General features: G+C 41.6%; 15 protein-coding genes and 1 pseudogene. 2 read left to right on the forward strand and 14 right to left on the reverse strand.

What is annotated here, in order from left to right:
* Positions 1 to 59 precede the first annotated feature (59 nt).
* The 13 genes from HWQ58_RS10305 to HWQ58_RS10365 all read right to left on the reverse strand — a co-directional run bounded on the left by HWQ58_RS10305 (position 60) and on the right by HWQ58_RS10365 (position 9,851).
* Positions 60 to 974 (reverse strand): glycine betaine ABC transporter substrate-binding protein, encoded by a 915-nt coding sequence (locus tag HWQ58_RS10305; protein ID WP_292861257.1) that lies wholly within the window; start codon positions 972 to 974, stop codon positions 60 to 62.
* Entirely contained in the window at positions 974 to 1,606 is a 633-nt protein-coding gene (locus HWQ58_RS10310) for an ABC transporter permease (protein WP_292861260.1), read from the reverse strand. The genes HWQ58_RS10305 and HWQ58_RS10310 overlap by 1 nt, the downstream gene beginning before the upstream one ends.
* Positions 1,603 to 2,361 (reverse strand): ATP-binding cassette domain-containing protein, encoded by a 759-nt coding sequence (locus HWQ58_RS10315; RefSeq protein ID WP_292861297.1) that lies wholly within the window; start codon positions 2,359 to 2,361, stop codon positions 1,603 to 1,605. Before HWQ58_RS10315 ends, HWQ58_RS10310 begins: the two co-directional genes overlap by 4 nt.
* Before the next feature lie 142 nt (positions 2,362 to 2,503).
* Positions 2,504 to 3,442, reverse strand: coding sequence for an ABC transporter permease (locus HWQ58_RS10320; RefSeq protein WP_292861263.1), 939 nt, complete (start codon positions 3,440 to 3,442; stop codon positions 2,504 to 2,506).
* A gap of 75 nt (positions 3,443 to 3,517) precedes the next feature.
* Positions 3,518 to 4,558, reverse strand: a complete 1,041-nt coding sequence (locus HWQ58_RS10325) for an ABC transporter permease (protein ID WP_292861267.1) — start codon at positions 4,556 to 4,558, stop codon at positions 3,518 to 3,520.
* Positions 4,559 to 4,645: 87 nt separating this feature from the next.
* Entirely contained in the window at positions 4,646 to 4,855 is a 210-nt protein-coding gene (locus HWQ58_RS10330; protein ID WP_292861270.1) for a hypothetical protein, read from the reverse strand.
* Positions 4,848 to 5,423, reverse strand: coding sequence for a zeta toxin family protein (locus HWQ58_RS10335; protein WP_292861273.1), 576 nt, complete (start codon positions 5,421 to 5,423; stop codon positions 4,848 to 4,850). The genes HWQ58_RS10330 and HWQ58_RS10335 overlap by 8 nt, the downstream gene beginning before the upstream one ends.
* A gap of 1 nt (position 5,424) precedes the next feature.
* Entirely contained in the window at positions 5,425 to 6,897 is a 1,473-nt protein-coding gene (locus HWQ58_RS10340; RefSeq protein WP_292861276.1) for an ABC transporter ATP-binding protein, read from the reverse strand.
* Positions 6,898 to 7,191: 294 nt separating this feature from the next.
* Positions 7,192 to 8,250, reverse strand: a complete 1,059-nt coding sequence (locus HWQ58_RS10345) for a BMP family protein (RefSeq protein ID WP_292861279.1) — start codon at positions 8,248 to 8,250, stop codon at positions 7,192 to 7,194.
* A gap of 132 nt (positions 8,251 to 8,382) precedes the next feature.
* On the reverse strand, positions 8,383 to 8,778 hold the full coding sequence (locus tag HWQ58_RS10350) for a hypothetical protein (RefSeq protein ID WP_292861282.1): 396 nt from the start codon (positions 8,776 to 8,778) through the stop codon (positions 8,383 to 8,385).
* A gap of 93 nt (positions 8,779 to 8,871) precedes the next feature.
* Positions 8,872 to 9,084 (reverse strand): hypothetical protein, encoded by a 213-nt coding sequence (locus HWQ58_RS10355; protein WP_292861285.1) that lies wholly within the window; start codon positions 9,082 to 9,084, stop codon positions 8,872 to 8,874.
* Positions 9,085 to 9,213: 129 nt separating this feature from the next.
* On the reverse strand, positions 9,214 to 9,600 hold the full coding sequence (locus tag HWQ58_RS10360) for a type II toxin-antitoxin system VapC family toxin (protein ID WP_094352412.1): 387 nt from the start codon (positions 9,598 to 9,600) through the stop codon (positions 9,214 to 9,216).
* Positions 9,601 to 9,602: 2 nt separating this feature from the next.
* Positions 9,603 to 9,851, reverse strand: a complete 249-nt coding sequence (locus HWQ58_RS10365) for a type II toxin-antitoxin system Phd/YefM family antitoxin (protein ID WP_292861288.1) — start codon at positions 9,849 to 9,851, stop codon at positions 9,603 to 9,605.
* A gap of 228 nt (positions 9,852 to 10,079) precedes the next feature.
* Between HWQ58_RS10365 and HWQ58_RS10370 the strand changes: the two genes are divergently transcribed.
* Both HWQ58_RS10370 and HWQ58_RS10375 read left to right on the forward strand, forming a co-directional pair.
* The gene (locus tag HWQ58_RS10370) at positions 10,080 to 10,325 is read left to right on the forward strand and encodes a hypothetical protein (protein ID WP_292861291.1); all 246 of its coding nucleotides are present in this window, start codon (positions 10,080 to 10,082) and stop codon (positions 10,323 to 10,325) included.
* Complete coding sequence (locus tag HWQ58_RS10375; protein ID WP_292861294.1) at positions 10,325 to 10,588, forward strand: type II toxin-antitoxin system RelE/ParE family toxin; 264 nt, start codon at positions 10,325 to 10,327, stop codon at positions 10,586 to 10,588. The genes HWQ58_RS10370 and HWQ58_RS10375 overlap by 1 nt, the downstream gene beginning before the upstream one ends.
* A 343-nt stretch (positions 10,589 to 10,931) precedes the next feature.
* Here the strand turns inward: HWQ58_RS10375 and HWQ58_RS10380 are convergent.
* Positions 10,932 to 11,900 (reverse strand): annotated as a pseudogene (locus tag HWQ58_RS10380) (hypothetical protein); the annotation flags it as partial.

Here is an 11,900-nt window from a genome sequence, read left to right on the forward strand (position 1 = left end):
ACCATTTCAGGTTTTTGGTGCGTTATTACACCATCTTCCAATTATTTGCGTCTACTTACTTATCTTTGAGATAAACCTAATCCCTTCAATTTGCGAAACTCCTGGACAACATCTTTAACATCACGTAGTTCTCCCTCAACTAAATAGTTTAATCGCCGCATTTCATCTGCCGAAATTTTTCCAGCAAGTGAAGCGATCGCTGTTCTTAATTCGGGATATTTTTTTAAAGTTTCTTGTCGAACAATTGGTGCAGCTTCGTAAGGAGGAAAATATTTTTTATCATCCTTTAGTACCACTACATCTAAGCGGGAAATCTGCCCATCTGTGGAACTACCCGCCACCATATCTACTTGTTTTTGAATCAGAGCACGATATACTAAACCCAAGTCCATAATTTGGGGAGGTTTAGCAAAAAGTAACCCGTAGGTTTTAGCTAATCCTGGAAAACCATCTTCCCTTTCCAAAAATTCGTAGCCAAAACCGCCGCGCCACTGAGGTGTATATTGAGAAGCTTGGGAGAGAGTTTGAATATTGTTACGCTTGGCATCTTCACCCCGGATAATCATCGCAAAAGTGTTTTCAAAACCCAAGCTTGGCATCACTTCCAGATTAAATTGCTGGGCATAAAGTTGTTTTAACTTCTGATAAACTTCTTCAGGGTCATTAACTGCTTTTTGCTTTAAAATCCCAGTAAAAGATGTGCCTGTGTACTCAATATATGCATCAATTTTCCCAGAAGTAATAGCACTATGACAGATGAAAGAACCACCCAAACGGAAACGGCGATCCACTTTTAAATTAGTTGTCGCCTCAATTTGCTGTGCTAAAAGTTCACCTAAAATATCTTGTTCAGTAAAATCTTTGGAAGCAACAACTATATTAGCACCGCTACTACTATTTAAATTCGGCGTGCAGCCAGTGATTACCAATAACAAGGCAAAACTTAAAAAGCAAAGTGTGAAAAATCTCTTCATTAATTTTTAATTTTTAATTTATTCTCTATCCAGCCAATTGCAAAGTCAGCCAATAATGCAATTGTCGCCGCCGGAACTGCACCAGCTAAAATTAACTGATCGTTCACTACTGATATGCCGCGAAAAATAAACACTCCCAAACCACCAGCACCAATAGCTGCGGCAATAGTTGCAATACCTATGGCAATTACCGTTGCAACTCGCACTCCTGCCAGAATTACTCCCATCGCTAAGGGAATCTCAACTTGCAATAACAATTGTCTATCTGTCATTCCCATGCCTCTCCCAGCTTCTCGAATAGCTGGATCAATGCTAGCAATACCTGTATAAGTGTTACGAATTATCGGCAGCAAAGAATATACAGTCAAGGCAACAATTGCTGGTACTGCACCAATGCCGCCAATTATGGGAACAGGAATGAGTAAGCCAAACAGCGCCAAACTAGGAATAGTTTGGAAAACATTCGCTATGCCGAGAATTGGTTGGCGGAGATAAGTTTTACGTGTAATTAAAATACCTAAGGGAATGCCTACAAGTATGGCAATTCCAATGGCAATGCCTACTAAAAATAAATGTTCGAGAGTATGCTGAACAATTTCTGGGGCATACTTAACCAGAAAGAAATTTTTCATAAAGTATCTTGCAGGGAACGCAGACATTGCAGAAAGGCGAGGCTTTCTGGATGTTGCGATCGCATAAATTCATCTCTCGTCCCCAATACTAGCAATTCTCCGCCAGACATTAAACCAATTCTTGATGCCAACACAAAGGCTTCTTGAATATCGTGGGTGACAAACACAACAGTTTTGCCTAATTCTTGCTGCAAATGCCGAAACTCTTGTTGCAGTTCTAGCCGCGTAATTGGATCGAGTGCGCCAAAGGGTTCATCCATCAACAACACAGGCGGATCTGCTGCTAAAGCCCTCGCTACCCCGACTCTTTGCCTTTGTCCTCCCGAAAGTTCGTGCGGGTAACGCCCAGCAAATTGTGCTGGTTCTAAGCCTACCAATTGCAACAGTTCATAAACCCGCGTTTTAATTTGTTTGGGTTGCCAACCTTCTAAAGATGGGACTAAACCGATATTGCGTTCGACAGTGAAATGGGGAAATAAACCAACTTCTTGAATGACGTAACCAATTTTTCGCCGCAGTTTAATTTCATCCCATTGAGTTGTGGGAATGCCATTAAATAAGACTTCGCCTTGTGTAGGTGTAAATAGGCGATTAATTAACTTCATTGTCGTGGTTTTGCCGCTACCACTGCGCCCAAGTAATACCAGTGCTTCTCCTTGGCGAATGGTGAAATTGAGATTTGACACTAATGGGCGATGGTTGCGGCTAAAAGTGACATCGCGGAATTCGACGGCGGTTTGGTTATTTTGCGGCATGAGTGGCTTTTGGGGGACGCTAGCTATTGTATTATCTGCTGATTTTGCTAGCGTGCTAACGCCCAATTTGCTTTTCCTAATTGGCTTAGACCATTTTAGCTTACACCCCTACTCTGCTATTGCGAACACCACTCACGTTAAATTAGTCTGAATGGCGATTTTCTCCAAAGTAGGGAGTACCTAAAGCTTTCGGGGGTGTAGATTTCCCTAATTTACCCACTAATGCTAATAAAGCGATCGCATAAGGTAGCATGACCAAAAATTGGTAAGGGATATTTGCCCCTAATGCCTGAATTCGCAGTTGTAAAGCTTCTGTAGCCCCAAACAGCAGACAAGCCAAAGCACTACCTACAGGATGCCATCTGCCAAAAATTAATGCTGCGATCGCAATAAATCCTTTACCAGCACTCATCCCTTCGGCAAAAAATCTTACTTGTACGACAGTTAAATAAGTACCTCCTAAACTCGCAAGACAGCCACTAATCACCACTGCAATATAACGAACAAATGGTACGGAAATTCCAGCCGTGTCAGCAGCTTTCGGAGATTCTCCCACTGCCCGCAATGTCAATCCAAAGCTAGTTTTAAATAAAATGTATGTAGTGAAAATAACTAAGATAAATAATAAATATACTAAAATATCTGACTGAAATAGTAGCGGCCCTATCAGGGGAATATTGGCTAAACCAGGAATCATAATTACCCCGATTCCAGGTAACTGCTGTGTACTACTGCCACTAAACACTAACCGAGCCAAAAACGATGTTAATCCAGCTGCGACAAGATTAATTGCTAGCCCAGATACCAATTGATCGACACGCAAAGTTACACACAAAACAGCATGGAGTAGTCCGACTAATCCCCCTGCAATTAAGGAAGCGAGGATACCAAGCCAGGGATTGCTAGTGTAGAAAGTAGCCGCAGCAGTAGTAAAAGCACCTGTAAGCAACATTGCTTCTAAGGCGATATTTAACACTCCTGATCGTTCCGAGTATAATCCTCCAAGGGCTGCAAATGCTAAGGGGACGGCTAGACGCAAAGTAGCTATTAAGTAATCAGAGAAGAAGTTGAGATTATTCATAGAGTTATTTTTTAACGCAGAGGTTCGCAGAGGGAAGCGCAAAGTTTCGCAGAGTTTTCTCCGTGTTCCTCTGCGTTAAAACTTTGCGTCCCTCTGCGTTTTTACTCTTATTTCTCTTTCCACCGCGAGACTGATAGCAATAAACAACACCATAAACCCCTGAATCGCGTAAACTACAGTTACCGACACACCTGCACTACGCTGCATCACATTCGCACCACTGCGAAGCGCTGCAAAAAACAAAGAAGTAAATACTACACCGATAACACTACCACGACTTAAAAAAGCGATCGCAATGGCATCAAATCCGTAACCGGGGGAAACTTGTTCAAATAGCCGATATTTCAACCCCATCACTTCACAACTCCCAGCTAACCCAGCTAAACCACCCGCAGCAGCCATTACCAGCATAATAGTACGTTCAACAGATATGTGGGCATAACGGGCGGCAATCGGGTTAAATCCCACTGCCGTAATTTGATAACCTAGTGGCGATCGCACTAACAATACCCATAAAATACCTGCGGCAATTAAACCGAATAAAATCCCAGCATGGGCGAGGCTTTGTGGTAATATAATCGGCAAACGCGATGTTTTAGCAATTAATGGCGAATAAGGACTAGGCGCACCTGTTGCCATTAATGGATTTTGGACGAGGTAGCTAACTAAATTCACGGCGATATAGTTGAGCAACAATGTAGTAATTACCTCATTTACTCCGCGCCTTGCTTTGAGATAACCAGGAATCAAACCCCAAACTGCACCAAAGAAAAATCCTGCCAAAAGTGCTAAGGGAATATGAATCACCGCAGGTAATCCTTGCACGTATAACCCAATTAAAGTACTTCCCAACGCACCCAGATAAATTTGTCCTTCCCCACCGATATTAAATTGCCCAGCCCGCAATGCTACTAACACGCCTAAACTGGCGAACAATAGCGGTGTCATTTTGGTGAGGGTGTTACCAAATCCAAAGTAGGTAGAGAGAGATTCTTGAAATAAAATGCTGTATGCGGTGATGGGATTTGCCCCAGCAATTAGCATGAGGATAGCACCGACGATGAGAGCGGAGGCGATCGCAATTAGCGGTGATAGGATTGGTAAGAGGAATTTCATGCGATTACTTGCGATCGTTAGGTTTGGAGGTATGATTTCCTATGCAGTTCATTAACTCCTCAAAGCTGAATCAAATTGAACAATTCATCAGACATCTATCAGGTTAATTTTGTTCTGACTGTTCTGCTGATTTTGAAATGCTGGAATCTTATCAGCAGTTAAAGTCACAACCTTCCCATTTTGCATAATACTAATGGATTGACCAAGCTGGCGATGTCTTTCAATCGCTGCTGCAATTGCGGCTTTGACTCCAGCATCAATTTTGCTTGATAAAAGCTCTAATTCTTGTTCAGCCATTTTCCTGTCCTCTGATTTGATTCCAAATTGCATTTTCATAAACAACAAGTTGTTGACCACGACGAGACTCAGCTACTAACCTAGTATCATTGTTAGAGTTATCATAGATAATCCAGCGATCACACAAAGATAAGTATAAAGAAATCAAATTTCTTCGCCCTTGTTGGTAGCGTCTACGAATAACATCTTCTGGAATCGAGTGTCCACCACTAGCAACCCTTGCTGCTACTCGTTCTACTGCCAAGTCAACGCTTTGTAACCAAAAGTATATCAAGTTAATTGTGTAGCCTTTTGCTCTACAATCAATAATAAAAGGTGCAAAACTTCTAGCTGCTAGCGTAGTTTCAAAAGCAAAATCACTACCTGAATTAGATAATGTCCGCAGTCGCATAATCATTAACCTTCCTGCTTCCATAGCCATTGAATCGGGATTTAATGGAGATAGTCCAGCAGCAATAGCATCTGCATTTACGTACTCAAAACAGTCTAGAAAATTTGGTAATAAACTCATCGATACGGTGGTTTTTCCTGAACCATTTGCACCACCGATGATATAAAGACTCGGCATTTTACTCTCTGGGTGTTCCCCCAGCCATCAACAAACCAATTTCTTCCACCTTTGCCGTAGCTGCATCCAAAATAGCCACAAACTCACCTCTGTAGATTACGGCAATGCGATCGCTCATTGCGATCACTTCTTCTAACTCAGTAGAAATATACAAAATTGCGGCACCGCGATCGCGTTCTGTTAATATTCGAGACTGGACGGCTACTGTCGCCCCGACATCTAACCCCCTGGTGGGTTGCATGGCGATAATTAAAGCTGGTGTTTGCGCCAGTTCTCGCGCTAACACCACTTTTTGTTGATTTCCTCCCGAAAGCTGACTTACCTTGATATCAATTCCATTCGCCCGAATGTCAAACTCTTGCATTGCAGCTTGGGCACGATTTGCGATCGCTTCTTGTTGTAACAAAAAACGCCGACAAAATGGCAAATATTTAAAAGCTTTTAAAATCAAATTTTGAGCGATGCTAAATTGCAACACCAATCCCATTGTCTGCCTATCTTCTGGGATGTAGCCCACTAAAGAATGCTTGGGCGTAAACTCAATTTTACCCTGTTTAATAGTCCGCAAAAGAGCAATGGCATCAGCTAATTCTCGCTGTCCATTCCCATCGACACCAGCAATTCCTAAAATTTCTCCCGCCCGCAGTTCAAAAGAGACGTTATTTACAGCAAGAATATTTCTTTCATCAGCAACTTGTAAATTTTGCACCGATAGGATAATTTCTCCTGGGAACGTAGCACTTTTATTTAACTGTAAAGCTACCTCCCGTCCTACCATCAATGTTGCTAACTGCTGAGGTGTCGCCGCTTCAGTTGATGTTGTTCCTACTACCTTTCCCTGGCGCAAAACTGTTACTGAATCACAGAGATTCATTACCTCTTCTAATTTATGACTGATAAAAATAATTGTATTGCCTGCGGCTGCTAATTGGCGCAAGATAGCAATTAATGATTCTACTTCTGGCGGTGTCAACACTGCCGTAGGTTCATCAAGAATCAATAACTTTGCTCGACGGTAGAGAACTTTGAGAATTTCTACCCGTTGTTGTGCCCCAACAGATAAATTTTCAACTTTGGCAGTGGGATCAATTTCTAATCCATAAGCTTGGGATAAAGCAGCAATTTCTTGCTGTTTATATTTTAGATTGAGCCGCCAAGTTTTCTCCGTCCCTAAGATTATATTTTCTGCAACAGTCAATTTTGGTACAAGCATGAAGTGTTGGTGAATCATGCCAATACCTAATTGAATTGCCTCATTTGGTGAGGTAATTGTTATTGGTTGCTCTTGGAGATAAATCTCACCAGCATCAGGTTGATAGAGTCCACTAATAATATTCATTAAAGTACTCTTACCTGCACCATTTTCGCCTAGTATTGCATGAATGGTTCCAGATGCAACAGAGAGATTGATATTGTCATTAGCAATAAAAGACCCAAAGCGTTTGGTAATATTGTTTAAGCGTAAATAGTTCATATTTACAAAACCGATAGCTTGTGGTGAAGACTTTAATAGACCTACCCCACCCTAACCCTCCCCGTATGTATTGGGGAGGGAACAATATTTCTTATTTCCCCCCTTTATAAGGGGGGATTAAGGGGGGTAATTTGACTTGTGTGTACACCGTAGGATGCTTTGGGGAGGAGAGCGTTTGCTTTACTCAAATGCAAAGTGGGGTTCTTTATTTTTGATTTATGCAAGAGGTCTAATCCTCAAAATCTAGGCTAACTTACTGACTACGAAAGTTTTTAAGATATCTGTATGTTAAACCTATGTTGTAGCTTTCTTCACGCAGCGCGTATCCTTACCAGCCTCTTTGCAGTCTTCAAAAACGATTTTTTTATTAACAATTTCTTGGTTTGCATTCAATACCTTTTGCTTAACTGCTTCTGGTATGATTGCCCCAAACTTCCCTAAAAATAATATATCTGTTCTTTCTAGCCCAATTGTATATATTTGTCCTTTGATTTGTTTTTGTTTGGCTAATTTTCCTATGTAAGCTATGGCTAAATCTAAACGTTTGACAGCGCTGGTTAAGACAGCTTTTGGTGCAACATCTAATTGATCCTTAGTGTTACCAAAAGCATATACTCCTTTTTCACCTGCTGTTTGTAAGACTGCGGCTGAGGCATTATCTAACCATTGATAGATGACATCAGCCCCGGAAGAAATTAATGCCAGAGTCGCTTCCTTGGCTTTGGCAACATCATTCCAATCACCTGTAAAAGTAGAAGTAATTTGGATATTTGGTTTAACAGACTTTGCTCCTAATTCAAATCCCCGCAGTTCTCCTTCGGTTGCAGGAAACTTCTCTCCAGCAATATAAGCTAATTTATTAGATTTAGTGATATAAGCAGCGATAATGCCACACAAATAACTAGCTTGTAGGTGATCTATTCGTAAAGAAGCAATATTCTCAGCCTTGAGATTACCATTTACTCCCACAAAAAATGTATTGGGAAACTGTGAAGCAACTTGTTCTATTGCAGCATCAAATTGTCCGCCATGCGCGAGGATGAGATTGTAGCCTTTACGAGCAAAATCTGTTAATACTTCTGTTTGATCTGCTTGTGCTACTTTTTCTACATAGGCGGTTTGGGCACCTAGCTTTTGTTTTGCTAGATTGATGCCTTCATAACCAGATTGATTCCAGCCTTTGTCGGTAATCATTCCAGGGAGAGCGATCGCTATTTTAAACCCTTCAGTACTACCCGTTGTTGTCGCTATTGGTGTCGTCGCCTTATTACTGCAAGCTTGCAGCAGTAAACTAGTACCAAACCCTGCTGAACCAAGCAAGATAAATTCACGCCGACTAAAATTTGTTGTCATACCTCGCCTTCAGATAGATAACTATTTGAGTTATTTCAACACTCTAAAGTCGTAGGTGGTACTTTGGAAACAATTTCTCCCGGATTTCTCAAAAACGCGATAAATCGCCGTCTCTTTCCCTACTCCTGCATTTTATGCAGTTTTAGTATTTTCATCAGATGCTTGTTCTGCAACATTTTTCAAGCGACTCGATCTGATTTTGCGGATGCGATCGCTATAGCGAACACCACCCGCCATTTCATATTCACGGCTGTCTTTGCCGTATTTGATAGCAACTACCATTAGCATCTTCTCAGAAAGCTGACTCAAGTTTTTTTCCATCTCTTCAATTTCAGTTTTAGAAGAGTCAACCACAGACAGAGCGGTATTATAAACATCAAGTTTGTTACGTAACTGCTCAATTGACTCAATCAGTTTTTCCAAACTATAATTTTCATCAAATTTTATGTTTGGAACAATCGATTTTAGCCCAGCCGATCTTAACTGAGCTTTTTCTAAAGTACGGGATGTGCGTTTTTTACGAGACATAAAATTACTCCTTTAAGATGCTGCTAGAGCTAGCTTGCCTCAATTAAACTACATTCCGGTTCAGTAAAACTCGCAATTTTTTTACTAAATTTTTTAAGTAATAACAGTAATTTTTCGTAACTTAATTACTAGATATTGGTATTTATAAGCTCCCATAAGTTCTGTAGCTGCTCCCGTAAGTCCTGTAGCTGCTCCCGTAAGTCCTGTAGCTGCTCCCGTAAGTTCTGTAGCTGCTCCCGTAAGTTCTGTAGCTGCTCCCGTAAGTCCTGTAGCTGCTCCCGTAAGTTGGGGAGTGCATAAACGCAAAGTGGCTTGTTAATGAATATTCGTGCATAGGCAAAACTTTTGTAAGCGATCGCTTTATTCTGTAAGAAAGACTGATATAGGCGATGCCTACGGCGGTAAACTACGCAGTCTGTAGAAGGGCGATCGCGATCACCATATCGTTTGAACAAGATATTGTGTAATTTTCTGATCAATTGTCACAATTGGCAAATTCTCTACTTGGCTTTGAGCAATCAAAATCCGATCAAATGGATCTCGGTGGATATTTGGTAAACTAGCAACTTGCAAAACATGGCTCATTTGAATAGGTAAACTTTCAAAGCGATTGATTGCCAGACGAGTTGGAATATATTGTTCTACAGGTTCAGGTAAAGTCAGTTTCCCTAATTTATTTTTGATGACAATTTCCCATGCACTTACCACGCTCAAAAATAGGATGTTACCTGAATCAGCAATTAAGTTACGAGCATTGGCAGATAATTGAGGGTCATTTGTTACCCACCAAATGAATGCATGGGTATCCAGTAAAGCTCTTATTACTAAATAAGGTTAGAACTTTCAAAATCACTCAAGATTTCTTCTGGTAAAGGTTCGTTGAAATCTGGTGCAATAAACACTTTACCTTTATCTAAGCCTGGAATGCGAGGAGAACTGGTATTCGTAAGAGCAACTAAACGTGCAACTGGAATCCCCTGTTCAGCAATCACGACTTCTTCACCGAGCAATACCTGACTCAGAAGTTCACTAAATTTGGCAGTTGCTTGGGCAACGTTGACAGTAATAGTCATCTGTCTTGGTAATTAATTCCTAATATTCTTTACGATAACACTGGATGAGTGGGCGATCGCGATCGCAGTTTAGACAAATCCAATTACTGCGCCATACCACACAAGCGTGAAATTTAGATGCATTTGTCCTGAAACACGACTCAAAAACTTTCAGCTTGATAAAAATATAACTGTTAAAATCAGCATAATGGTGTCAAAATGCGAAATAATACGCCCAATAGGAGAAAAATGCCAGCCATTGTTAAATTACAACTATCCTTAGAAACTTTAGCAGAAGCAATATCTTCTCTTGATTTAACAGAAAAACGTCAACTTCAAGAGCTAATTGAGCAGCAAATTTTTGAAGCCGAAGAAGCGTTGTACGAAGACGATGCAGAAACACTGGCAGAAATTGAAGCAGTTCGCGCTGAGTATAAAGATGGTGAGTCAGTTACTATAGATGAATATCTTGCTAACCGCTCAGAGCAGAGATAATGAGTTATGCGATCGTTATTTCAAAGTCGGTACAAAAGCAAATCGATAACTTACCAAATGATATTGCTCTGCGTGTTATTGAGAAAATCCAATATCTTGCTTCGGAACCACGTCCCGATGGAATTGTCAAGTTAAAAGGTTCTGATAACGAATATCGTATTCGGATAGGTGATTATAGAGTTCGTTATGAAATTGATGATGAAAGTCAACTCATACAAATTTTGCAGTGCAAGCATCGAAAAGATGTTTATAGAAAAAGTTAGTTTTGAGATGCTCAACGTCAACGCGATCGCCTAATATTTTGTAGGAAAGACCAATATAGGCGATCGCTCATCGACAGTCTAGACAATTTCTGGTGATGATTTCATGACTAATTGTGATCGCCACCTCATGGACACCAGAGAGAGTTTGTAAATTCGATACCTGGTATTCAGCGCTGTTGTTAAAGAATTGGGTTGAGTAGCTGTAAAAGGCGATCGCACTTTGCTTAAAACTATAGATCCTGCATCCCCTTATACCAATTGACCAAAATCAGGCTACAGATGTAAGTTAAATCTAACTCTCTTAAATTACGAATTAGGTTGCCGAGCGGAGCCGAGGTACAAATTATTTCCACCATCGCGCCACATCCTGAATCGCCCTGACAAGTTCTACTGTTGCTGCTTCGCCACCTAATGCAAAGATAACTGGAAACAATGCTTTGATATCTTGCAGCAAATCACGGCGAGTGCGAAGGGATAGCTCATGAAGTGTATCTTGCAAAAGGGGGAAAAGTTTTGTAGATTGCATTTGTGACAAACTGTCAGTTAAGTCACTCAAGGCATAGGCACGATAACGCTCATGCTGAATCGCCCTGGCAGCAGCAAGGGCTTCTGGCAACAACTCTGGTGGCAGTTTGTCAGCTAAAGCACTCAAGGCATAGGCACGATTTGACTCAGACTGAATCGCCCTGGCAGCAGCAAGGGCTTCTGGCAACAACTCTGGTGGCAGTTTGTCAGCTAAAGCACTCAAGGCATAGGCACGATTTGACTCAGACTGAATCGCCCTGGCAGCAGCAAGGGCTTCTGGCAACAACTCTGGTGGCAGTTTGTCAGCTAAAGCACTCAAGGCATCAGCACGATTTGACTCAGACTGAATCGCCCTGGCAGCAGCAAGGACTTCTGGCAACAACTCTGGTGGCAGTTTGTCAGCTAAGGCACTCAAGGCATCAGCACGATTTGACTCAGACTGAATCGCCCTGGCAGCAGCAAGGGCTTCTGGCAATATATCTGGCAGTTTGTCAGCTAAAGCACTCAAGGCTTTGGCACGAGGATACTCATCCTGAATTGCCCTGGCAGCAGCAAGGGCTTCTGGCAACAACTCTGGTGGCAGTTTGTCAGCTAAAGCACTCAAGGCATCAGCACGATTTGACTCAGACTGAATCGCCCTGGCAGCAGCAAGGACTTCTGGCAACAACTCTGGTGGCAGTTTGTCAGCTAAGGCACTCAAGGCTTTGGCACGAGGATACTCAGACTGAATCACCCTGGCAGCAGCAAGGGCTTCTGGCAACAACTCTGGTGGCAGTTTGTCAGCTAA

The sequence above is a fragment of the Nostoc sp. LPT genome (assembly GCF_017115165.1).
In the GTDB taxonomy this organism is placed as follows: domain Bacteria; phylum Cyanobacteriota; class Cyanobacteriia; order Cyanobacteriales; family Nostocaceae; genus Nostoc.